This window comes from Sphingomonas nostoxanthinifaciens, assembly GCF_019930585.1.
GTDB classification, from domain to species: Bacteria; Pseudomonadota; Alphaproteobacteria; order Sphingomonadales; family Sphingomonadaceae; genus Sphingomonas_I; species Sphingomonas_I nostoxanthinifaciens.
Genome location: NZ_CP082839.1, coordinates 4,033,884 through 4,055,898 on the forward strand (window position 1 = coordinate 4,033,884; position 22,015 = coordinate 4,055,898).

A 22,015-nucleotide genomic window follows, 5' to 3' on the forward strand; every position below is an offset into this window, starting at 1 on the left:
TCGGGCATCGAAACCCAAGCGAAATGGCCTTCCCTCCGCCCCCCGATCATGCTCAATCTGGTGCTTCGTATACGAAAGGGGCGGGAATGAAGGGGATTGGTCGCGTGGCCGTGGGCGCCGTGGCGCTGGCGCAGGGTCTGGCGGTGCAGGGGGCGGCGGCGCAGGCGCCCGCGCCCCGGCCCGACCAGCAGGCCTTCCGCGCGCTGTATCAGGAGCTGGTCGAAACCGACACCAGCGTCAGCAGCGGCAGCTGCACCGTGCTGGCCGACAAGGTGGCGGCGCACCTGAAAGCGGCGGGCTATGCCGACGACCAGATCACGTTGTTCTCGACGCCCGATCATCCCAAGGAAGGCGGGCTGGTCGCGATCCTGCCCGGCACGTCGAAGACGCTGAAGCCGATGCTGCTGCTCGGCCATCTCGACGTCGTCACCGCCAAGCGCGAGGACTGGACGCGCGACCCGTTCAAGATGGTCGAGGAGAATGGCTATTTCTACGGCCGCGGCACCTCCGACATGAAGGCGATGGACGCGATCTGGATCGACGCGATGATGCGCTTCAAGAAGGAGGGCTTTCACCCCAAGCGCACGATCAAGCTGGCGCTGACCTGCGGCGAGGAAACCACGTGGGCGTTCAACGGCGCGCAGTGGCTCGCCAAGAACAAGCCCGATCTGATCGCGGCCGAATTCGCGCTGAACGAGGGCGGCGGCGGCCGCAGCGACGGCCATGGCAAGGTCGTCGTGATGAACCTGCACGTCGGCGAGAAACTGGTGCAGAATTACAAGATCGAGACGACCAATCCCGGCGGCCACAGCTCGGTGCCGGTGCCCGACAATGCGATCTACGAGCTGGCCGATGCGCTGCAGAAGGTCGCGCATTACGAATTCCCGCTCCAGCTCAACGACACCACGCGCGCTTATTTCGCGAAGGCGGGCGCAGTGCGCGGCGATGCGATCGGCCAGGCGATGGTCGCGATCGCGAAGAACCCCGGCGACAAGGCGGCCGAGGCGGTGCTCAACCAGGATCGCAGCTACCATTCAATGCTGCGCACCACCTGCGTCGCCACGTTGCTGGAGGGCGGCCACGCCAACAATGCGCTGCCGCAGCGCGCGGCGGCCAACGTCAACTGCCGCATCTTCCCCGGCAATTCGGTAGAGAGCATCCAGCAGAGCCTCGCCACCGCGATCGGCGACCCCAAGGTGGCGGTCACGCTCGTGCCGCCGATCCGGCCGGTGCCGGTGACGCCGCCCCTCGACGCGAAGATCGTCGGCCCGGCGGAGAAGCTGGTCGCCAAATATTATCCGGGCGTACCGCTGGTGCCGACCATGTCGACGGGCGGCACCGACGGCATCTTCCTCGAAGCGATCGGCATCCCGGTCTACGGCCCGCCCGGCACGTTCGGCGATCCCGACGGCAACGGCGCGCACGGGCTGAACGAGCGTGCGGCGGTGGCGTCGGTCTATACCGGGCGCGACCTGCTGCAGGAGCTGGTCAAGGCCTATGCCGATCCGCGCTGACGCCTAGACGATCCGTTCGCTTCGAGCGGAGTTCGAGCCTGTCGAGAACGAAGTCGAGAAGTTCTCGACGGACGCGTCTCGGCTGTGCTCGACGCTGCTCGAATCGAACGGAGTTTTACAGTTCGGCTCCGCCCCGCCCCGCGCGCAGGTGCGCGATGTGCCGCACCGCGAGCGCATAGCCGTGGATGCCGAGCCCGCTGATGATCCCGGTCGCCGCCGCGGTCATCAGCGAATCCTTGCGCCACGCCTCGTCGCGGCGGTGGATGTTCGAGATGTGCACCTCGACGATCGGACAGTCGCACATCTTGAGCGCGTCGAGGATCGGATAGCCGGCATAGCTGAACGCCGCCGGATTGATGACGATGCCGGCCGCGCCGACCCGCGCCTCGTGCAGCCAGCCGATCATCTCGTGCTCGGCATTGGTCTGGTGGAAGCGCAGCGCCAGCCCGGCGGCGTCGGCCTCGGCGCGGCACGATACCTCCACGTCGGCGAGCGTCTGGTGCCCGTATATGTCGGGCTCGCGCTGGCCGAGCAGGTCGAGATTCGGGCCGTTGAGCACGAAGAGCGTGGGCTGGGTCACAAATCCTCCGATCGGGACCGCACCGGGCACGGGCAACGATGCGGCCACGAACCGCTAGCGGCTGGCGGTCGCGGGCGCTAGACCGGGCCCATGTCCCAGCCCGCCCCCATCCGCATCGCGTCCGGCCCGATCAGCGCCGAGATCAGCCCCTATGGCGCGGAGCTGCAACGCCTGCAGGATGCGGAAGGCCGCGATCTGCTGTGGGACGGCGACCCCGCATTCTGGACGGGCCGCGCGCCGATCCTCTTCCCCGTGGTCGGCGTGGTCAATGCGGGCGTGATCCATGTCGACGGGCAGGCCTATCCGATGCCGAAGCACGGCTTCGCCCGCCACAGCCTGTTCGAGGTGGTGGTGCAGCAGTCCGATCGCGTCGTCTTCCGGCTGGAGGCGAGCGAGGAAACCCGCGCGGCCTATCCGTTCGAGTTCCAGCTCGACATCGACTTCACCTGCGCGCGCAACCGGCTGCAGATGCTGGCCGAGCTGAAGAATGTTGGCGACGTGCCGCTGCCCGCCAGCTTCGGCTTCCACCCCGCGCTGCGCTGGCCGCTGCCTTACGGCGGCGCGCGCGAGGATCATATCGTCCGCTTCGCGCAGAACGAGCCGCGTCCGATCCGCCGCATCGACGGCGACGGGCTGCTGCGGCCCGAGCCCGAACCGACCCCGGTCGAGGGTGCGAGCTTCGCCGTGCGCGACGCGCTGTTCGAAGACGATGCGCTGATCTTCGACGCGATCACCTCGCGCAGCCTGCGCTTCGGCGCGCCGGGCACGCAGGCGCTCTACATCGACTTTCCGATCATGCCACTGCTCGGCATCTGGACCAAGCCGGGCGCGGGCTATCTGTGCATCGAGCCGTGGCAGGGCGTCGCCGATCCGGAGGGTTATGCCGGCGAGTTTCGCGACAAGCCCGGCGTGGTCGAGATCGCGCCCGGTGCGACCAAGCCGTTCGTGATGCACATCACCCTCGAAGAGGCGCCGCTGCCCGAATGATCCGCTGCCGCGCCCGAATGGGCGGGGTTAAGCTGCCGCTCATGTGCGATCGACTGTAAGGGCGCTTGTGAGCGAGGGGCGGAACGGAGTATCGCGGCGTGGATCCATGCCCGCCCCCAAATCCCCGTCCCCTCGCCGCGCCGGTCGCTGGCTGCGCAACCTGTTTCGCATCGGGCTGATCGCCTTCGCCGCCGCCGTGGTGGCGCTGGTGATCGCGGTCGGCGTGACGATGGCCTCGCTGCCGTCCTTCCCGGCGATGATGCAGAAGCCGAACGGCCAGACGGTGCGCGTCCACGCCGCCGACGGCACGCTGATCGTCAGCCTCGGGCCGAGCTATGGCGACTGGCTGCCTTATGATCGCATCGCGCCGGTGATGCGCGACGCGATGGTGGCGGTCGAGGATCGCCGTTTCTACAGCCATTTCGGCATCGACCCGATCGGCATCGCGCGCATGTTCTACGTCGCCAAGCGGCTGCACGACGAGGGTCGGCGCCTGCAGGGCGGCTCGACCATCACCCAGCAGCTCGCGCGCAACCTGTTCCTGTCGAGCAACTACACCTATGGCCGCAAGATCCGCGAGGCGCTGCTGGCGCTGGCGCTGGAGCGGAAATTCTCCAAGCAGCAGATCCTCGAACTCTATCTCAACCGCGTCTATTTCGGCGGCGGCGCCTATGGCATCGACGCTGCGGCGCGCAAGTTCTTCGGCCACCCCGGCGATCATCTGAGCCTCGCCGAGGCGTCGATCATCGCCGGCCTCGTCAAGGCGCCGTCGCATTATTCGCCCTCGGCCGATCCGCAGGCGGCGGTCGACCGTGCGCGCGTCGTGCTCGACGTGATGCAGGATGCCGGCGCAATCACCCCGGCGCAGGCCGAGCGCGCGCACCCCGAGGCGGTGACCTTCGCGCCCGAGCCCAAGCAGAACAGCGTGCGCTATTTCACCGATTGGGCGCTGGCACAGCTCGATACATTGGTCGACGACCAGAATGCGCCGCTCGACGTATGGACCACGCTCGACCTGCGGATGCAGAAGGCGGCCGACGACGCGATCCATCGCACCACGCCTGCGGGGCTGCAGGCGGCGCTCGTCTCGATGGAGAATGACGGCGCGGTGCGCGCGATGGTCGGCGGCACCGATTATGTCAGCTCGATCTACAATCGCGCGACCCAGTCGGTGCGCCAGCCGGGTTCGGCGTTCAAGCTGTTCGTCTACCTGACCGCGCTCGAGGGCGGGGTGAAGCCGGGCGATCCGGTGGTCGACCAGCCGGTGACGATCGACGGCTGGAGCCCGCGCAACAGCTCGCGCAAATATCTCGGCCAGATCGACGTGCGCAACGCCTTCGCCTTCTCGATCAACACGGTCGCGGCGCAGATCGGGCAGAAGGTCGGCTTCGCGTCGATCGCCGACATGGCGCATCGCTTCGGCATCTCGACGCCGATCAACACGCATCCGTCGATGGTGCTCGGCACGTCGGACGTGCGCCTGCTCGACATGACGCGCGCCTTCGCCTCGATCTCGGCCAACGGCGTCGCGGTGCAGCCCTACGGCATCCTCAAGGTCTCGACCCCCGACGGCACCGTTCTCTACCAGCATCAGGCGGGCGAGCCGCGCGTGCTGGTGGCGCCGTTCGTCGCCGCCGAGATGACCGACCTGCTGCAGACCGCGGTCAACACCGGCACCGCGCGCGCCGCGCAGATCGGCCGCCCGGTCGCGGGCAAGACCGGCACCACCTCGTCCAACAAGGATGGCTGGTTCCTCGGCTTCTCCAGCGGGCTGACCACCGGCGTGTGGATGGGCCGCGACGATGCCAAGCCGATCCCCGGCCTGCAGGGCGGCCGCAATCCGGCACAGGCCTTCTCGGCCTACATGCAGGTAGCGCTCAACACGCGGCCGGTGCAGCAGTTCGACACGCAGGTGACATTGCCCGAATGGCAGCTCGAGCCCGACGACGAGGCCTATTACGGCGACCCCAACCAGCAATTCTCGAACGACGAGGGCGACACCGCGCCCGCCGCCGACCAGCCCGAGACGCCGCCGCAGCCGACCGTCCCGCTCGACGAGAGCGTCGCCCAGCCGCCGGCCGACGAGGTTCCCCCGCGCGTCGCGGTACAGCGCCAGCCGGGCACGCCGCCGCGGATCGACCAGCGCTGGCTGGACGACGTGCTGCGCGACCAGCGCCAGCCCGCGCAGGCGCCGCCGCCGCGCTGAGCGCGGGCGTGTGAGGCGATCGGGTGCGAGGGACTAGCTTAACCGTCGGTCTGTGCTGAAGAGGCATTGAGCGCAGTCGAAATGCCGTCTCGAAGCAGCTGCACAAGTCCTTCGAGACGAGGCTTCGACAGGCTCAGCCTCTCCTCAAGGCGAACGGACGTAGAGTAAGCTGGTGGCCGCGCCCTAAAGCCGCGGGAACTTCGTCCCGCCGCTGACCGGCGCCACGGCCGGCTCGATCTCGGCCGCCTCGAGCCGGCGCCAGCCGCTTGGGCCGAGTCGCTCGAGCGGCTGGAAGCGTACCTTGTACTGCATCCGCGCCGAGCCCTTCACCCAATAGCCGAGATAGATGTAGGCCAGCCGGCTGGCGCAGGCGCGCGCGATGTGATCGAGGATGATGAAGGTGCCGAGCCCCGGCCGCCCCGGCAGATCGGGCTCGAAGAAGCTGTAGACCATCGACAGGCCGTCGGATTGCTGGTCGGTCAGGCACGCGCCGATCAGCCGCCCCGGCCGGCCGTCGACCGACGGCTCGCGATATTCGATCAGGTAGGTGGTGACGGGCGTCTGCTCGACCATGTCGGCGAAATCGAGCTCGTCCATTTCCGCCATGCCGCCGCCGGGATGACGCGCGGCGAGGTAGCGGCGCAGCAGCGCGAACTGCTCCTCGGTCGTCCATGGCGAGCAGGCGCTGATCTCGAGATCGGCATGGCGGCGCGCCAGCTTGCGCTGAGTGGAATTGGGGGTGAACTCGCCCGCGACGACGCGCACCGACACGCACGCCTGGCAGTCGATGCAGCTCGGCCGATAGGCGACGCCCTGGCTGCGGCGGAAACCGATCCGGCCCAGCGCCTCGTTCAGTTCGGCGGCGTGGCTGCCCGAAAGCTCGGTGAACACCTTCCGCTCGGTCCGGCCGGGCAGATACGGACACGGCGCCGGCGTCGTCACGAAGAAACGCGGAAATTTAAACTGCGCGCTCACCGCGGTCCCGCCTCGCTCAACTTGCCCCGACACCGTCTATGCCCATCGCACGGCGCCCTGAAAAGCTGCTTTACCAAGAAAGGTGGTAAATGCGTATTGCAGTGCGGCAAACGGTCGACTCAGGCCAGTTCTACGGGCTGGACATCATAGCCGTCCCGTTCGAGCGCGGCTATCAACCGTTGCAGATGCGCGGCGTCGCGCGTCTCGCATTCGATATCGGTGATGAGCCCCTTGGCCGGCAGAGTCGAGAAGACGCGCTGGTGATAGACTTCGATGATGTTGACCGATTCCTGGTTGAAGATGCGGCTAACCTGGAACAGCGCGCCCGGCCGGTCGGTCAGGCGGATGCGCAGGCGGGCGAGTCGGCCGGATCGGACGAGGTCGCGCATCAGCACGTTCGCCAGCAGCCGCGTGTCGATATTGCCCCCGCACAGCACGATGCCTACCGTCTTGCCGGCGAAGCGCTCGGGATAAGCGAGCAAGGCGGCGAGGCCGGCGGCGCCCGCGCCCTCGACCACGGTCTTCTCGATCTGCAGCAACAGCGCCACCGCCTGTTCCAGATGGCGTTCGGACACGAGCAGGATGTCGTCGACCAGCCGCTCGACCATGCGCGCGGTGATCGCCCCCGGCTCCCGTACCGCAATGCCCTCGGCCAAAGTGTCGCCGGCGCAGGGCAGTTCGGTGCCGTTGATGCGATTGTACATCGACGGGAACAGCTCGGCCTGCACGCCGATCACCTCGATCGGCCGGTCCGCCGCCTTGGCGACGGTGCCCATGCCCGAGACGAGCCCGCCGCCGCCGATCGGGATCACGAACGTGTCGATCGCCGGCACGTCCTCCAGCATCTCGAGCGCGACCGTGCCCTGCCCCGCGATCACGCGCGGATCGTCGAACGGGTGGACGAAGGTGTAGCCGCGCTCCGCCTCCAGCAGGCGGGCATGGGCGTAGGCGGCGTCGAACGTCTCGCCGTGCAGGATCACGGTCGCGCCATGCCCCTCCGTCTGCGTCACCTTCACCTGCGGCGTCAGCACCGGCATCACGATCGTCGCCGGGATGCCGAGCCGGCTGGCATGATAGGCCACGCCCTGCGCGTGATTGCCTGCCGAGGCGGCGATCACGCCGCGCGTCGCGTCGGGCAATTGCAGCAGCGTGTTGAGCGCGCCGCGCTCCTTATACGCGGCGGTGAACTGCAGATTCTCGAACTTCAGATAGGCGGTGGCCCCGGTCAGCGCCGACAGTGTGCGGCTGATCAGCGTCGGCGTGCGAATGATCGATGCCCCGATACGGGCATGCGCGGCACGGACGTCGTCGAGCGACACGGGCGGCGCTTCTGCCGCTTGCTTGGTGAGGGTGGCCATAGGGGAACAGCCCTAGGCCTGCCGCGCCCGTTTTTGAACCCTCGGCGGTAGCGTCGTCGTCATGCCCGCTCTATGCGCAGCGGCGATGACAAAGATCCGCGGTATCGGGCTTCTTCGCGGGGTGGTCGCACCCTGCCTCCTCGCATTGGTCGCGACCCCCGCCGTCGCGCGCAAGGCGCCACCGCCGCCGCCCGAAATCCCGCTCGCCGAGCAGGGGCTGATCGACAATGTCAACGGCTACACGATCGACGCGCATGGCGCGCTCGAGCGGTTCGACGGCCTGCTGATCGATCGCACCGGCCATGTCGTGAAGCTGCTGCACGAGGGGCAGGCGCGACCCGAGCGGCCCGACTTCCGCCTGAATGCCGGCGGCCGCACGATGCTGCCCGGCCTCAACGATGCGCACGGCCACCTGTCCGGCCTCGGCTTCGAGGCGCTCGGGCTCGATCTGCGCGGCACCACCTCGCTCGCGCAGGCGCAGGCGGCGCTCGCCCGCTACGCCGCCGAGCATGGCACGCCCAGCTGGATCCGCGGCGGCGGCTGGAATCAGGAGGCGTGGAGCCTCGCCCGCTTCCCGACCGCCGCCGACCTCGACGCGGCGGTGAAGGATCGGCCGGTGCTGCTGGAGCGCGTCGACGGCCACGCTCTGCTCGCCAATACGGCGGCGATGGCGGCGGCGGGGATCACCGCCAAGACGCCCGATCCCAAGGGCGGGCGGATCGAACGCGACGCCAAGGGCAATCCCACCGGCCTGTTCGTCGATGCCGCCAAGGCTCTGATCGCCAAGGCCGCGCCCCCGCCGCTGCCGCGCGAGCGCGAGACGGCGCTCGCCAAGGCGCAGGAGATTTTGCTCGCCGACGGCGTCACCGCCACCAGCGACATGGCCGAGACGGTCGAGGATTGGGAGGCGCTGCGCCGCATGGGCGACGGCGGCCGGCTGCGCGTGCGCATCACCGCTTATGCCGACGGCATCGACGCGCTGCTGACCGTCGCCGGATCGGGGCCGACCGCGTGGCTGTATGACGGCCACCTGCGGATGGTCGGCGTCAAACTGTTCGCCGACGGCGCGCTCGGCTCGCGCGGGGCGTGGCTCAAGCAGCCTTATGCCGATCAGCCGGGCACGCGCGGGCTGCAATTCCTCGACGATGCCAAGCTGCGCAACCTGATGAGCCGCGCGGCGATGGACGATTTCCAGGTGGCGGTGCACGCCATCGGCGACGCCGCCAACGCGCAGGTGCTCGACGCGATCGACGAATTGTCCGACACCTACAAGGGCGACCGCCGCTGGCGGATCGAGCATGCCCAGATCGTCGACCCGGCCGATCTGCCGCGCTTCGCGAAGCACGGCATCGTCGCGTCGATGCAGCCGACCCATGCCACGTCCGATCATCGCATGGCGGCGGCGCGGCTGGGCACGGCGCGGCTCGCCGGCGCCTATGCGTGGAAGACGATGCTCGACGAAGGCGTGCCGCTCGCCTTCGGCTCGGATTATCCGGTCGAGGATCCGAACCCTTTCCCCGGCATGGCCGATGCGGTGACGCGCGAGGATGCGGCGGGCGATCCGCCCGGCGGCTTCACGCCGCAGCAGCGCATCACGCTGACGCAGGCGCTCGCCGCCTTCACCACCGGCGCCGCCTTCGCCGAGCGCGCCGAGGATCGGATCGGCAGCCTCGCCCCCGGCCGTCTCGCCGACTTCATCCTGCTCGATCGCGATCCGTTCATGGTCGATCCGCGCGCGCTGCGCGAGACCAAGGTGATGGAGACGTGGATCGGCGGCGTGCGCGCCTGGGTCCGCAAATAGGCGGCTCAGGCCGACTGGATCAGCCGCACCAGCGCCGTGGTCGGCGGCGCGAAGCCGAGCGGGCCGATCGCGACGTCGCTCAGCACGATCACGCCCAGCCCCCACAGATAGGCCGGATGGACCCGGCCGCGCACGACACGATCGGCGATCATCCCCGCCGCGCCGAACGACAGGATCGCCGCGAACATCACCAATGGCGCCGCCGCACCGAACGACCCCATCGGCAGCAGCCGGCCGAGCCCCGGCCCGAGGATCGAGATGGTCGCGCACAGCATCAGTCGCTTGTGCCATTCGCGCCGGCGTCGCAGCAGGATGCCCGACGCGACCAGCCCGCCGAACACCGCGATGCCGATCAGGTTCATCACCAGGAAGATGCCCGGCGGGAAGAAGCTCGGCACGGCATGGTGGCCGATCGCGAACAACGTCGCCGCAACCCCCATCACCACCATCGCCGCCGCCAGACCCGCGCCGACCCAGCCGAGGCGCCGATGCAGCCGCAGCGAGCCGCGCGCGATGAACGCCGGCTGCGCCACGAACAGCAAGACCCACAAGGTGAAGACCATGCCGTGGATATGCAGCAGCAGCGGCAGGGCCGGCGTGTCGGTAAAGTCGCCCGGCACGGTCGTCGAGAAGCCGCCGACGATCACCGCCGCCATCGCGAGCGATATCCACAGATAGAAAGACTGGCTCACGTCGCGGCTGCGCCGCGGCTGGCGTGCGATACTCGTCGCGGTCAAGATAATCTCCCCCACCCAAAGAGATTCGGTGAGTGACGCTAATGAATCACTGACAATAACGCCGCTCGCGCGCGACTATGTCTGGCGCAGCATCTTTTGGCCAGTAATTCCGCGCAGCGGGAGTTACATGATCATCCAATCAAACTGCTGTTCCGAGGACAGATTGGATCTGGCGGTCGGCATCGACCTCAGGTTCGGGCCTTCCGCTCCCCTCCCTGCAAGGGAGGGGTTGGGGGTGGGTAGAGGCACGCGGTGCAGATGATACAAGCAGCCGGTGCAACGCATCCCGCCCGAACTGACCCAAAGCGCGCGCCGTTTGCGCCGGGACGCCACCGTCGAGGAACGGTTGCTCTGGTCGGCCTTACGCGAGCAACGACCACGCTTCACGCGCCAATTGGTGATCGACCGCTATATCGTGGACTTTGCCTGCCGCTCCGCCCGGATCGCGATCGAGCTGGACGGCGGGCAGCATGCCGTGCGCAGCGCGGAGGATGCGGCGCGAACCGCCCATCTCGAACGGCATGGGTGGACGGTCTTGCGTTTCTGGAACAACGATGTGCGTGAGAGCGTCGCTGGTGTCGCGGAGACGATCCTCGCGGCCGTTGCGCGAGGGTCCACCCACCCTCGGCCCCTCCCTTCCAGGGAGGGGGGGTGATGGCCGCTCACCGCTTCATCCCGTCCGCATCACTCCGGTAGGGCATAGGCGATCACGTAATCGCCCTGCTTGTTCTTGAACGAGGTGTGGCCACCGGCCGAGATCACCACATATTGCCGGCCGTTCGGCCCCAGCCGATAGGTCATCGGCGTCGCCTGCGCGGTGACCGGCAGCCGCGCGCGCCACACTTCCTTGCCCGTTTCGGTGCTGAAGGCGCGGATGAACTGGTCGGTGGTCGCTCCGACGAAGACGAGGCCGCCCGCGGTGACGGTGGTGCCGCCCTGGTTCGGCGTGCCCGTCTTGAACCACAATGGCCACGGCGCCATGTCGCGCGAGGTGCCGAGCGGCACGTCCCACTTGCGGCGGCCGGTGCCCATGTCGATCGCGGTCAGCCGGCCCCATGGCGGCCGCACGCACGGCGCGCCGAACGGCGACAAGAACGGCTCGTGCACCAGCCGGAACGGCGTGCCGTTGAGCGGCGAATAGCCGTCGCTGCCGGCATGCGGCACCAGCTTGAGGATGCCCGGCACGCTGGTCGAGTTGACCAGCAGCAGGTTGCGCTGCGGATCGTAGGACAGGCCGCCCCAATCCATCCCGCCGAGGCTGGTGGGATAGACGAGGGTCGACTGCGCGCCGATCGGGGTGAACAGGCCTTCGTTGCGTAAGGTGCGGAATTTCTTAACGCAGGCGTGGCGGTCGATCGGGGTGAAGCCCCACATATCGTCCTCGGTCAGCCGCATCTTCTGCAGCGGATGTTCGGGCAGCAGCGGGATCGGCTGGGTCGGCGCGATCTGGTCGGCCTGCACGCCGCCCTGCGGCACCGGCATTTCGCGCACCGGCATCAGCGGCTTGCCGGTCATCCGGTCGAGCACGAAGATATAGCCCATCTTGGTCGCCTGCGCGACCGCGGGCACGATCCGCCCGCCCGGCGCCTTATAGTCGAACAGCAACGGCTGCGACGGCGTGTCGTAATCCCACACGTCCTTGTGGACGAACTGGTAGCTCCAGCGCAGCGCGCCGGTCTCGATGTCGAGCGCGATCAGCGCGCTGCCGAAATGGTCCCAATCCTTGGCACCCATCACCATGTCTATCTGCGGCGTGCCGGTGGGCAGGAACAGCAATTTGTGCTGCACGTCGACTGACATCGGCCCCCACACGTTGGGCGTGCTGCGCGGATAATCCTTGCCCGTCTCGGTCGCGGCGGTGCCCGGCGGGGCACCTGTCCACGCCCAGCGCTCGGCGCCGGTGCGCGCGTCGAAGGCACGCACCACGCCGCCCGGCATGTCGGTATTGTGGAAGTCGATGATCTTGGAGCCGGTGATGACCAGATCGCCGTAGATGGTCGGCGCGGACGACACGCCGTACAGGCCGGGCTGCTCGATCGTCCCCAACCGGTCGTGCAGATTGACCTGTCCGCTCTTGCCGAAATCGGCGCATGGCCGCCCGGTGCGCGCGTCGAGCGCCAGCAGCTTGCCGTCGATCGTGCCGGCGAAGATGCGCTGCCCGCAGGCGAGGCTGGACGCGCCCGGCCGTTTGTCTTCCCAGTAGGAGACGCCGCGGCAGGTGACGACGGTGGCGCCGTTGGTGTCGGGATGCGCGTCGTACATCCATTTCTGGCGGCCGGTCGCGGCATCGACCGCGCTGATCCGCGCGCGCGGCGAACACATGAACAATGTATCGCCGACGAGGATCGGCGTCGCCTCGACCGCGAGGCCGAGCTTCTCGCCATGGGTGACCAGATCGCCGGTGCGATAGGTCCATGCGACCTTCAGATCGTGGACGTTGGCGGGGGTGATCTGCGTGTTGGCGGAATAATGCAGGCCGCCATCGTCGCCGCCCCATTTGCCCCAGCCGTCGACCGGGCCGCCGGCATGCGGATAATGGGCGGGCGAATGACACGATGCCACGAGCAACCCCGCGACGAGCGATATGCGCGCCTTCCCCATCCGTCTCTCCCGATGCAATTCTTCTCGTCTTGCGTACATCTGTATACAGATCGAAACGCAATGAAAAGCATGCTCGTCGCGAGAGCTGCAGTTTTTCAGGAAGGGCGCGCGGCGGCGTTCCGGGCGGGCGGGCTCAGCGCGTTATCCGCGAGCGATGCACCGGACGCCCGACCCGCATACAATTCCGGCCGCCGCGCTTGGCGGCGTACAAAGCGCGGTCGGCATCGGCGAACAGCGCCTCGCCATCGAGCCCGGCGCTGTCGCTGAGCCACGCCAGCCCCGCCGAGGCCGAAACGGCGAGCAACCGATCCTGCCACACGATCGGCGCGGACAGATCGCGCAGCAGCCCGCGCGTCCGGCGCAGCAATCGGCCCGGATCGCCGTCGTCCAGCGCGACGATCGCGAACTCGTCGCCGCCGATCCGCGCGACCATCGCCGAACGGGCGAAGGCGTTCGCCAGCCGCGCCGCGAAGCTGCGCAGGCAGGCGTCGCCCGCGCCGTGGCCATAGCGGTCGTTGATCATCTTGAAGCCGTCGACGTCGATCAGGATCAGCGCACCCACCCCCGCCAGCCGCAGCCGCGCGCCCGACATGTCGAGCAGGCGTTCCTGAAAGGCGCGCCGGTTGGCGAGGCCCGTCAGCGCGTCGGATTCGGCGAGCAGCTTAAGCGCGTCGAGCTGCCGTCGTTGCTCCGTAATGTCCTGTTTGAGGCCGTAGAGCTGGACCACGCGTCCGCCGCGCGTGACGACGTCGCCGCTCAACCGCATCCAGCGGCGTTCGCCGTCGAGCCGCATGATCTCCGCATCGATCGTGAACGCGCCGCGCCGCGCGATCGCCTCGCGCCGCACCAATTCCATCAACGCGCGCGATTCGTCCTGGTACATCGCCACGGTGTCGCGGCGGTCGATCGTCGCGCCGAGCGGGATACCGAAAATGTCGTAGGTGCCGTCGGTCCAGGTCAGCCGGTTGTCGACCAGCTCGCACGACCATGCGCCGATGCCGGCCAATGCCGTCGCGCGCCGGAGCAGCTCCGCGCCGCCGCGCAACGGATCCTGCGGCGGCTCGCGATCCTTCCCGGCTCTGATCACGCTCGACGCCATTCACGCCACCCTCGCTTGCCGGGCCTGCGCTACCCCGCCCGCGTTAACGATCCCTATTCGTTGCAATATCAATCATGCACGCCGTGCGCGCGGGTGCAATTGCCCGATCGCGCGGCCGCCGTGCACTGCTTGAACGTCATCGTCGGACGGGGCATGGCGCGGCGATGCGCACGCTCCGTCTCGGCACACGCGGCTCGCCGCTCGCGCTCTGGCAGGCGCATATGGTCGCAGCCCGGCTGCGCGCCGCGCACGGCCTGCCCGAGGACGCGGTGGCGATCGTGCCGATCCGCACCACCGGCGATCGCGTGCAGGATCGCGCGCTCGCCGAGATCGGCGGCAAGGCGCTGTGGACCAAGGAGCTCGATCGCGCGCTGCTGGCGGGCGAGATCGATTGCGCGGTCCATTCGATGAAGGATGTCGAGACGATCCGGCCGGCGGAGATCGTGATCGCGGCGATGCCGCCGCGCGCCGACGTGCGCGACCGGCTGATCGGCGCCGACAGCCTCGCCGCTCTGCCACCCGGCGCGCGCGTCGGCACCTCGTCGCCGCGCCGCGCCGCGCAGGTCCGCCGCGCGCGGCCCGATGCGACGATCCTGCTGTTCCGCGGCAATGTCGACACGCGCCTCGCCAAGCTGGCGGCGGGCGAGGCCGACGCGACATTGCTCGCCGCCGCCGGGCTCGACCGGCTCGACAAGACCGACATCGGCCATGCGCTCCCGATCGACACGATGCTGCCCGCCCCGGCGCAGGGCGCGGTCGGCGTCGAGGCGCGCGCCGACGATCATGCGATGCTGGCGTTGCTCGCCGCGATCGACGATGCCGCCACCAGCATGTGCGTCCGCGCCGAGCGCGACTTGCTCGCCGCCCTGGGCGCAGACTGCCGGTCACCGGTCGCCGCGGTCGCGACCGTCGCGGACGGCGGCATCCACCTGCGCGCCGAGATTTTGAGCGAGGACGGCGCGCTGTGGCAGGCGGGCGAGACGCGCTTCGCCGCGGGCGATGCCGACGCCCCGGCGCGCCTCGCCGCCGATCTGCTGCGCGACGCCGCGCCGCCGTTGCGCGCCTTGTTCACGCCGTGACATTGCTGCTGGTGCTACGGCCCGAGCCCGGCGCCGGCGCGACGCGTGCGCGCGCCGAGGCGGCCGGCTTCAGCGTGGACGTCGTTCCCCTGTTCGAGATCGTGCCGGTCGCAACGGAACTGCCCGCCGACGGCTGGGACGCGGTGCTGCTCACCAGCGCCAATGCCGTGCGCGCACTGGGTGCGCAAACGGCGGCGCTGGCCGGGCGCCGCGCTTATGCGGTCGGGGCGGCGACCGCCGCGGCGGCGCGCGCGGCGGGCTTCACCGACGTGACGGCGGGCGACGGCGATGCCACCGCGATCGTCGCGCGCGCGGCGGCCGAGGGCGCGCGCCGCCTGCTCCATCCCACCGGCCGCGAGCATCGGGCCGTGGTCCATCCGGGCGTCACGATCGAGACGCGCATCGTCTATTCGGCCGAGCTGCGCCCGGCAGCATGGCCGGCGATCGCCGATGCGCTGCGCCGCGACGCGATCGTGCTGCTGCACTCGCCGCGCGCCGCCGCCTGCTTCGCCGAACATTGCGCCGATCGCGCGCGGGTGCGCCTCGCCGCGATCAGCCCGGCGGCGGCAACGGCGGCGGGCGGCGGCTGGCGCGCGCTGGCGACCGCGGCCGTGCCGACCGACGCCGCCTTGCTCGACGCAGCATCGCGCCTATCCGCCGACGCGGCGCGGGGCTAAGGAGCGGAAAACCGCCAGGGGCAGGCATGGACGAACGCAATCTCTACGGCACCGCCAGCCTCGAGCCCCCTCGCGCGCGCCGCAGCATCACCGGCGTGCTGCTGGGCGTGCTGCTCGCCTTCCTGATCGGCGGCGGCGGCACCGCTTATGCGGTGCATCGCTGGGACCGGGTCGCGCAATGGCTGCACCCGGTGGCGCCCCCCGCGCCGGTGATCGTGACGCGCACCGTCACGGTGCCCGCGCCCGCCGCCCCGGCCGTGCCCGCTTTGACCGAACGCGTCGACGCGATCGAGGACAAGGTCGACGCGATCGACCAGCGTGCCGCCGAGGCGAGCGGCGATGCCGACCGGGCCGAGCGACTGCTGGTCGCCTTCGCCGCGCGGCGCGCGCTCGATCGCGGCCAGCCGCTCGGCTATCTCGAGGGGATGCTGCGCGATCGCTTCGGCGGCGACGATGCCGCCTCGGTCGCGCTGATCATCGCCGCCGCGCAGAAGCCGGTGATGCTGGCGCAACTGCAGGACGGGCTGGCGGTGCTCGCCCCTACGCTCACCACCACCGACCCGCGCGAGACGTGGTGGACCGCCTTCCGCCGCGAACTGGCGAGCCTCGTGGTCGTCCGCCGCACCGACGGCCCCTCGCTGCTGCCGGTCGACCGGCTCGCCCGCGCCAGCCACGCGCTGGAGCAGGGCGAGGTCGAGATCGCCGCGACCGAAGTCGCCCGCACCCCCGGCGCCGCGCGCGCCGCCGACTGGCTCGCCGCCGCGCGCCGCTACGTCACCGCGCGCAACGCGCTCGACCGGATCGAGACCGACGCTTTGCTCAAGCCGCCGCAGAAGCCCGCGCCCTTCGCCGGTTGACGAACCGCGCCCGCGCGCTCAAACGTGAGCCCATTCCCCGGGGGGCCGCGATCGCAGCGGCTGAGAGGCGGCTTCCTGGCCGCGACCCGTCGAACCTGATCCGGTTGATTGCCGGCGGAGGGAGGGAGGCCAATGTCGCCGCTCCTCGCTCCGCTTATTGGAGACGCGACCCATGGCCGACATTCCCGCCCGCACCGAGCTTGCCGTCACGACCGGCCCGATCCGCGGCAGCCGCAAGATCCACGTCGGCCCGCTGCGCGTCGCGATGCGCGAGATCGCGCTGGAGCCGTCGGCCAACGAGGCGCCGCTCCGCGTCTACGACACGTCGGGCCCCTATACCGATCCCGATGCGCGCATCGACATCATGGCCGGCCTGCCCGAAATCCGGCGCGACTGGATCCGCGCACGCGGCGATGTCGAGGAGGTGACGCAGCGCCAGGTGAAGCCCGAGGATAACGGCCAGCTCGGCCCCGATCGCTCGGGCGGCGTCCAGCCCTTTCCCAACGTGCGCCGCACCGTGCTGCGCGCCAAGCCCGGCGCCAACCTCAGCCAGATGCATTATGCCCGTCGCGGCATCGTCACCGCCGAGATGGAATATGTCGCGATCCGCGAAAATGCCGGGCGCGCCGCGCTGAAGGAACAGCTCGTCCGCGACGGGCAGGATTTCGGCGCGTCGATCCCCGATTTCGTGACGCCGGAATTCGTCCGCGACGAGGTGGCGCGCGGCCGCGCGATCATCCCCAACAACGTCAACCACCCCGAATCCGAGCCGATGGCGATCGGCCGCAACTTCCTCGTCAAGATCAACGCCAATATCGGCAACAGCGCGGTCGCCTCGAACGTCGCGGCCGAGGTCGACAAGATGGTGTGGTCGATCCGCTGGGGCGCGGACACGGTGATGGACCTGTCCACCGGCCGCAACATCCACGACACGCGCGAATGGATCATGCGCAACAGCCCCGTGCCGATCGGCACCGTGCCGATCTACCAGGCGCTGGAGAAGGTCGGCGGCATCGCCGAGGAGTTGACGTGGGAGATCTTCCGCGACACGCTGATCGAGCAGGCCGAGCAGGGCGTCGACTATTTCACGATCCACGCCGGCGTGCGCCTGCCCTACATTCCGATGACCGCCAAGCGCGTCACCGGCATCGTGTCGCGCGGCGGCTCGATCATGGCGAAATGGTGCCTCGCGCACCACAAGGAGAGCTTCCTCTACGAGCGCTTCGACGAGATCACCGAGATCATGAAGGCCTATGACGTGGCCTACAGCCTCGGCGACGGCCTGCGCCCCGGCTCGATCGCCGACGCCAACGACGAGGCGCAGTTCAGCGAGCTCGCGACGCTCGGCGAGCTCACGCAAAAGGCGTGGGCGCAGGACGTGCAGGTGATGATCGAGGGCCCCGGCCACGTGCCGATGCACAAGATCAAGGCCAATATGGACAAGCAGCTCGAGGCGTGCGGCGAGGCCCCCTTCTACACGCTCGGGCCGCTCACCACCGATATCGCGCCGGGCTACGACCATATCACCAGCGCGATCGGCGCGGCGATGATCGGCTGGTTCGGCACGGCGATGCTCTGCTACGTCACGCCGAAGGAGCATCTCGGCCTGCCCGACCGCGACGACGTGAAGGTGGGCGTGGTCACCTACAAGCTCGCCGCGCACGCCGCCGATCTCGCCAAGGGGCACCCCGCCGCGAAGCTGCGCGACGACGCGCTCAGCCGCGCGCGCTTCGACTTCCGCTGGCGCGACCAGTTCAACCTGTCGCTCGACCCCGACACCGCCGAGCAGTTCCACGACCAGACCCTGCCCGCCGAGGGCGCCAAGAGCGCGCATTTCTGCTCGATGTGCGGGCCAAAGTTCTGCTCGATGAAGATCACGCAGGAAGTTCGGGACTTCGCGGCGAAGCAGAACCAGGAGGCGGGCGGCTTCCTCGCCGCCAACCCCCAGCTCGAGGCCGATCAGGCCGAGGCGGGGATGGCGGAGATGAGCGAGGTGTTCCGGGCGAAGGGCGGGGAGATTTACCTGCCGGCGGCGGAGTAGGCCCATGCGCGCGATCGTCGCCCCGATCTCCCTGATCGCGGCGGCGATCGTCCCTGCCGTGGGAGCACATGCCGTGGCGCCCGATTTCTCGGCGGTGCACACGGTCGCCGCCGCAAAAGCGCTCGTCGCCAAGGGCGAGCTGGTCCCGATCCTTGTTTTCCCCGCAGAATTTGGTGGCCCCAACAACGCCGCCAACCGCGCCTACGTCACGCCCGCCGCTGCCGAGATACGCGGCGCTCTGATCGGCACGATCTCGCGCATGATCGCCGAGGGCTCGCTCGACCAGATGTCGGTCAATCTGGAATTTAAGGGCGACAGTCGCGTCCCGGCACGCATCCACATGAAGGCGTGGCATTCGACCAAGAAGGGCGTGTTCGCGCCGACGATCGAGGTGTGGTGACCGACCTTCGTGGGCGCTGCATCACGCGTATGATACCAGGAGAAAGACGATGAAGCTCAGCGCCCGCAACCAGTTCACCGGCACCGTCATCGAAATCGCGCCCGGCGCAGTCAACGGCGTGATCAAGGTCGATATCGGTGCGGGCAACATCGTCACCTCCAGCATCACAGAGGAAGCGATCGTCGATCTCGGCCTGAAGGTCGGCGACGCCGTGACGGTGGTGGTGAAGGCAAGCGACGTGTTGATCGGGAAATAAGTGGCGGCGCCGATTGGTCGGCATGGCTGCAGACCGCGATTCGACTCTCGACCTATGGGAACATATAATGAACAACCTCATTGAGTCGGAGGTTGGCGATGGCCGGGACGGTAACGGCGCGCATCCTGTATGTTATGACAAAACCCCCGCACGACGTCGCAGATCGCATCGCCGCGCATCCGCGCTGTGATCGCACCCGGTCGGCGGGGCTGTTGCACATGACCGTCCAGCCGATCCTCGACCTGATGGCAATCCCGCGAGAATTGCGAGCACACGTGCGCGACAGGGCGATCACACGTTGTGGTGCGGTAGAGGGAGAGCCGTTTTCGATCTCGTTCGACCGAACCGTGGAGTCGGCGCGGACGATCGGACTGCGCGGCCGTGGCGTCGCCGCGGGTGCCAAAGCGCTGCAGCGAGCAATATGCTGTGCGTTCGGTCGATGGCCGCTGCCGGATTATGGTTTCAATCCGCACGTGACCATTGCCTATCGTCCCGACGGCAAGGGCTCCGTGCCGCTCGATGCGATCCATTGGGAAGTGAGGGACATTCGGCTGATCGAGAGCCTGGTCGGTATCGGCCGACACGAAGAACTCGGCCGATGGCCGCTTCGACGCCAGCCCGGCTTATTCGACTAAGCGGGGCAGCGCCCAGTCGATCGGCGCCTGCCCGTGCGCTTCCAGAAACGCATTGGCCTGCGAGAAATGACGGCAGCCGAAAAAGCCGCCATGCGCCGACAGCGGCGAGGGGTGCACCGCCTTCAGCACCAGATGGCGGCCACCCTGCTGCGCGCTCGGCACGAACGACGCCTTCTTCTGGGCATAGGCGCCCCACAGCATGAACACGACCGGATCGTCTTTCGCCGCGACCAGCCGGATCACCGCATCGGTGAACGTCTCCCATCCCCGCCCCTGATGCGCGGCGGCGCGGCCCATCTCCACCGTCAGCACGCTGTTGAGCAGCAGCACGCCCTGCTCCGCCCAATGCGCCAGATGGCCATGGCCGGGCGGATCGATGCCGAGATCGCTCTTCAGTTCCTTGTAGATGTTGACGAGGCTCGGCGGCGTGCGCACCCCCGGCTGGACCGAGAAGCACAGGCCGTGCGCCTGCCCCTCGCCATGATAGGGATCCTGCCCGAGGATCACGACGCGCACCGTGTCCAGCGGCGTCAGATCGAGCGCGCGGAACCAGTCGCCGCCCCTGGGGAAGATGCGCCTGCCCGCCGCTTTCTCCGCCACCAGGAAGCTGCGCAGCGCCTGCATGTACGGGCTGGCGAACTGCTCGGCGAGCGGTTGCGCCCAGCTCGGGTCGAGCTTCGGCGGCCGCGGGGGTTCAGCCATTCCGACGTCCTTTCCGCGATGGGCTGCAAGCGGCACGGTCGTTTCCCGCTCGTTTCATCGTCCGCGTCTGATAGGCTGACCGCTCGTTCGATGGGAGAGTCGCGATGAGCATGTTCGACGGATTGCTGGGCCAGGTCGCCGGCAACGTGGATATCGGCAACCTCGCGGAGAAGGTCGGCCTCTCGCCCGAACAGGTCGAGCAGGCAGTGCAGGCGCTGGGGCAGGCGCACCCGCAGCCGGGCGACACGGTCGACGCCGCCGCGGCGCAGACCGGCCTGCCCGCCGATACGCTGCAGCAGATCGTCGCGCATATCGGCGGCGAGGGCGCGCTCGGCCGGTTCGCGGCGTTGCTCGGCGAGCAGCCCGAAGGCGGCCTCGGCGGGATGCTCGGCGGCCTCGCCTCGGGGCTGTTCGAGCGGAAATAGCCGCTCAGGCGCTGCGCTCGGCGAGCTTGCGCTCCCACGCCAGCGCATCGCGGACGATCCCCTCCAGCTCGGCATGCCTGGGGCGCCACGGCAGGGTCGCGAGGATGCGGCTATTGTCGGCGACCAGACGGTCGGGGTCGCCCGCGCGGCGCGGCTCGATCCGGCGCTCGATCGTCAGGTTGGTGACGCGGTCGACCGTGTCGAGCACCTCCAGCACCGAGAAGCCGCGCGAATAGCCGCAGTTCATCACCAGGCTCTCGCGCGGATGGGCGACGAGGTGGTCGAGCGCGTGGACATGCGCGTCGGCGAGATCGGAGACGTGGATATAGTCGCGCACGCCGGTGCCGTCGGGCGTGGCATAATCGGTGCCGAACACGCCGACATGGCCGCGCTTGCCGATCGCCGCCTCGACCGCGATCTTGATGAGGTGGGTGGCGCCCGCGGTCGACTGGCCCGAGCGGCCCTGCGGATCGGCGCCGGCGACGTTGAAGTAACGCAGCGCGCAATAATTGAGCGGATGCGCCGCGGCGACGTCACCCAGCATCAGCTCGGTCATCAGCTTCGACATGCCATAGGGGTTGATCGGGCGGGTGGGCATGTCCTCGCGGATCGGCACCTCGTCGGGGATGCCGTAGGTGGCGGCGGTCGACGAGAAGATGAAGTGGCGCACGCCCGCCGTCACCGCCGCCTCGATCAAGGCGCGGCTCGCGGCGGTGTTGTTGCGGTAATATTTGAGCGGATCGGTGACCGATTCGGGCACGACGATCGATCCGGCGAAATGCAGGATCGCGCCGATTTCATGCTCCGCCAGCGTGCGGCCGACCAGATCCATGTCGGCGATGTCGCCCTGGACGAACGCCACCTCGGCCGGCACCGCCCAACGGAAGCCGGTGACGAGATTGTCGAGCACCACCACGCGCCAGCCCGCGTCGAGCAGGGCCAGCACCGCGTGGCTGCCGATATAGCCGGCACCCCCCGTCACGAGCACGGTGAAGGGCTTGGGCTGATCCGGCATGCTGGCGCTCCGTTGCGATGGCGCGCCCTCATGCCGCAAGCCGCACCGCAGCGAAAGCGCCGCGCTTACA

General features: G+C 69.0%; 21 protein-coding genes and 1 riboswitch. Of the genes, 13 read left to right on the forward strand and 8 right to left on the reverse strand.

Features of this window, described 5'->3' with window-relative positions; all coding sequences use genetic code 11:
* Positions 1–86 precede the first annotated feature (86 nt).
* A complete protein-coding gene (locus K8P63_RS19195; protein WP_398287998.1) occupies positions 87–1,514 on the forward strand; it encodes a M20/M25/M40 family metallo-hydrolase in 1,428 nt (475 codons plus the stop codon).
* Between the two features lie 115 nt (positions 1,515–1,629).
* On the opposite strand, the gene K8P63_RS19200 is transcribed toward K8P63_RS19195, so the two are convergent.
* Positions 1,630–2,094, reverse strand: a complete 465-nt coding sequence (locus K8P63_RS19200) for a type II 3-dehydroquinate dehydratase (protein WP_223797579.1) — start codon at positions 2,092–2,094, stop codon at positions 1,630–1,632.
* 90 nt (positions 2,095–2,184) lie between these two features.
* On the opposite strand from K8P63_RS19200, the gene K8P63_RS19205 reads away from it, so the two are divergent.
* Together K8P63_RS19205 and K8P63_RS19210 are read left to right on the forward strand one after the other, a co-directional pair.
* A complete protein-coding gene (locus K8P63_RS19205; RefSeq protein ID WP_223797580.1) occupies positions 2,185–3,081 on the forward strand; it encodes an aldose 1-epimerase family protein in 897 nt (298 codons plus the stop codon).
* A 106-nt stretch (positions 3,082–3,187) separates the two neighbouring features.
* A complete protein-coding gene (locus K8P63_RS19210) occupies positions 3,188–5,287 on the forward strand; it encodes a PBP1A family penicillin-binding protein (protein ID WP_223797581.1) in 2,100 nt (699 codons plus the stop codon).
* Between the two features lie 183 nt (positions 5,288–5,470).
* On the opposite strand, the gene K8P63_RS19215 is transcribed toward K8P63_RS19210, so the two are convergent.
* Both K8P63_RS19215 and K8P63_RS19220 read right to left on the reverse strand, forming a co-directional pair.
* Positions 5,471–6,262, reverse strand: coding sequence for an arginyltransferase (locus tag K8P63_RS19215; RefSeq protein WP_223797582.1), 792 nt, complete (start codon positions 6,260–6,262; stop codon positions 5,471–5,473).
* Between the two features lie 119 nt (positions 6,263–6,381).
* Complete coding sequence (locus K8P63_RS19220) at positions 6,382–7,620, reverse strand: threonine ammonia-lyase (protein WP_223797583.1); 1,239 nt, start codon at positions 7,618–7,620, stop codon at positions 6,382–6,384.
* Between the two features lie 85 nt (positions 7,621–7,705).
* Between K8P63_RS19220 and K8P63_RS19225 the strand changes: the two genes are divergently transcribed.
* Complete coding sequence (locus K8P63_RS19225; RefSeq protein WP_223797584.1) at positions 7,706–9,421, forward strand: amidohydrolase; 1,716 nt, start codon at positions 7,706–7,708, stop codon at positions 9,419–9,421.
* Between the two features lie 5 nt (positions 9,422–9,426).
* On the opposite strand, the gene K8P63_RS19230 is transcribed toward K8P63_RS19225, so the two are convergent.
* Positions 9,427–10,158: a hypothetical protein gene (locus K8P63_RS19230; protein WP_223797585.1), complete on the reverse strand. Its 732-nt coding sequence runs from the start codon at positions 10,156–10,158 to the stop codon at positions 9,427–9,429.
* Positions 10,159–10,432: 274 nt separating this feature from the next.
* On the opposite strand from K8P63_RS19230, the gene K8P63_RS19235 reads away from it, so the two are divergent.
* Positions 10,433–10,813 carry an endonuclease domain-containing protein gene (locus K8P63_RS19235; protein ID WP_223797586.1) on the forward strand — a complete coding sequence of 127 codons (381 nt, stop codon included), beginning with the start codon at positions 10,433–10,435 and terminating at the stop codon, positions 10,811–10,813.
* Positions 10,814–10,842: 29 nt separating this feature from the next.
* Here the strand turns inward: K8P63_RS19235 and K8P63_RS19240 are convergent, their stop codons facing one another.
* Positions 10,843–12,759 (reverse strand): pyrroloquinoline quinone-dependent dehydrogenase, encoded by a 1,917-nt coding sequence (locus K8P63_RS19240; RefSeq protein ID WP_223797587.1) that lies wholly within the window; start codon positions 12,757–12,759, stop codon positions 10,843–10,845.
* Between the two features lie 133 nt (positions 12,760–12,892).
* On the reverse strand, positions 12,893–13,846 hold the full coding sequence (locus K8P63_RS19245; RefSeq protein WP_223797588.1) for a GGDEF domain-containing protein: 954 nt from the start codon (positions 13,844–13,846) through the stop codon (positions 12,893–12,895).
* A 176-nt stretch (positions 13,847–14,022) separates the two neighbouring features.
* On the opposite strand from K8P63_RS19245, the gene hemC reads away from it, so the two are divergent.
* From hemC to K8P63_RS19280, 7 genes are all read left to right on the forward strand, one after another.
* Complete coding sequence (gene hemC / locus K8P63_RS19250) at positions 14,023–14,937, forward strand: hydroxymethylbilane synthase (RefSeq protein WP_223797589.1); 915 nt, start codon at positions 14,023–14,025, stop codon at positions 14,935–14,937.
* On the forward strand, positions 14,934–15,614 hold the full coding sequence (locus tag K8P63_RS19255) for a uroporphyrinogen-III synthase (RefSeq protein ID WP_223797590.1): 681 nt from the start codon (positions 14,934–14,936) through the stop codon (positions 15,612–15,614). Before hemC ends, K8P63_RS19255 begins: the two co-directional genes overlap by 4 nt.
* Before the next feature lie 26 nt (positions 15,615–15,640).
* Positions 15,641–16,471 (forward strand): hypothetical protein, encoded by an 831-nt coding sequence (locus tag K8P63_RS19260; protein ID WP_223797591.1) that lies wholly within the window; start codon positions 15,641–15,643, stop codon positions 16,469–16,471.
* A gap of 28 nt (positions 16,472–16,499) precedes the next feature.
* Positions 16,500–16,611, forward strand: a riboswitch (TPP riboswitch).
* A gap of 32 nt (positions 16,612–16,643) precedes the next feature.
* The gene (gene thiC, locus K8P63_RS19265) at positions 16,644–18,512 is read left to right on the forward strand and encodes a phosphomethylpyrimidine synthase ThiC (protein ID WP_223797592.1); all 1,869 of its coding nucleotides are present in this window, start codon (positions 16,644–16,646) and stop codon (positions 18,510–18,512) included.
* 4 nt (positions 18,513–18,516) lie between these two features.
* The gene (locus K8P63_RS19270) at positions 18,517–18,912 is read left to right on the forward strand and encodes a hypothetical protein (RefSeq protein ID WP_223797593.1); all 396 of its coding nucleotides are present in this window, start codon (positions 18,517–18,519) and stop codon (positions 18,910–18,912) included.
* Positions 18,913–18,961: 49 nt separating this feature from the next.
* Positions 18,962–19,168 carry a TOBE domain-containing protein gene (locus K8P63_RS19275; RefSeq protein WP_223797594.1) on the forward strand — a complete coding sequence of 69 codons (207 nt, stop codon included), beginning with the start codon at positions 18,962–18,964 and terminating at the stop codon, positions 19,166–19,168.
* Positions 19,169–19,266: 98 nt separating this feature from the next.
* A complete protein-coding gene (locus K8P63_RS19280) occupies positions 19,267–19,803 on the forward strand; it encodes a 2'-5' RNA ligase family protein (protein WP_223797595.1) in 537 nt (178 codons plus the stop codon).
* On the opposite strand, the gene ung is transcribed toward K8P63_RS19280, so the two are convergent.
* Positions 19,792–20,505 (reverse strand): uracil-DNA glycosylase, encoded by a 714-nt coding sequence (gene ung, locus K8P63_RS19285; RefSeq protein ID WP_223797596.1) that lies wholly within the window; start codon positions 20,503–20,505, stop codon positions 19,792–19,794. The genes K8P63_RS19280 and ung overlap by 12 nt on opposite strands.
* 104 nt (positions 20,506–20,609) lie before the next feature.
* Between ung and K8P63_RS19290 the strand changes: the two genes are divergently transcribed.
* A complete protein-coding gene (locus K8P63_RS19290; RefSeq protein WP_223797597.1) occupies positions 20,610–20,930 on the forward strand; it encodes a hypothetical protein in 321 nt (106 codons plus the stop codon).
* A 4-nt stretch (positions 20,931–20,934) separates the two neighbouring features.
* Here K8P63_RS19290 and galE read toward each other — a convergent pair whose 3' ends face one another.
* Positions 20,935–21,945, reverse strand: a complete 1,011-nt coding sequence (galE, locus tag K8P63_RS19295) for a UDP-glucose 4-epimerase GalE (protein ID WP_223797598.1) — start codon at positions 21,943–21,945, stop codon at positions 20,935–20,937.
* Positions 21,946–22,015: the final 70 nt, after the last annotated feature.

Coding starts and splice junctions, on each gene's coding strand:
- K8P63_RS19290 (WP_223797597.1), top strand. CDS start 20,610: ATGAGCATGTTCGACGGATTGCTGGGCCAGGTCGCCGGCAACGTGGAT.
- K8P63_RS19280 (WP_223797595.1), top strand. CDS start 19,267: ATGGCCGGGACGGTAACGGCGCGCATCCTGTATGTTATGACAAAACCC.
- K8P63_RS19225 (WP_223797584.1), top strand. CDS start 7,706: ATGACAAAGATCCGCGGTATCGGGCTTCTTCGCGGGGTGGTCGCACCC.
- ung (WP_223797596.1), bottom strand. CDS start 20,505: ATGGCTGAACCCCCGCGGCCGCCGAAGCTCGACCCGAGCTGGGCGCAA.
- K8P63_RS19260 (WP_223797591.1), top strand. CDS start 15,641: ATGGACGAACGCAATCTCTACGGCACCGCCAGCCTCGAGCCCCCTCGC.
- K8P63_RS19205 (WP_223797580.1), top strand. CDS start 2,185: ATGTCCCAGCCCGCCCCCATCCGCATCGCGTCCGGCCCGATCAGCGCC.
- thiC (WP_223797592.1), top strand. CDS start 16,644: ATGGCCGACATTCCCGCCCGCACCGAGCTTGCCGTCACGACCGGCCCG.
- K8P63_RS19240 (WP_223797587.1), bottom strand. CDS start 12,759: ATGGGGAAGGCGCGCATATCGCTCGTCGCGGGGTTGCTCGTGGCATCG.
- K8P63_RS19220 (WP_223797583.1), bottom strand. CDS start 7,620: ATGGCCACCCTCACCAAGCAAGCGGCAGAAGCGCCGCCCGTGTCGCTC.
- K8P63_RS19210 (WP_223797581.1), top strand. CDS start 3,188: ATGCCCGCCCCCAAATCCCCGTCCCCTCGCCGCGCCGGTCGCTGGCTG.
- K8P63_RS19195 (WP_398287998.1), top strand. CDS start 87: ATGAAGGGGATTGGTCGCGTGGCCGTGGGCGCCGTGGCGCTGGCGCAG.
- K8P63_RS19270 (WP_223797593.1), top strand. CDS start 18,517: ATGCGCGCGATCGTCGCCCCGATCTCCCTGATCGCGGCGGCGATCGTC.
- hemC (WP_223797589.1), top strand. CDS start 14,023: ATGCGCACGCTCCGTCTCGGCACACGCGGCTCGCCGCTCGCGCTCTGG.
- K8P63_RS19275 (WP_223797594.1), top strand. CDS start 18,962: ATGAAGCTCAGCGCCCGCAACCAGTTCACCGGCACCGTCATCGAAATC.
- galE (WP_223797598.1), bottom strand. CDS start 21,945: ATGCCGGATCAGCCCAAGCCCTTCACCGTGCTCGTGACGGGGGGTGCC.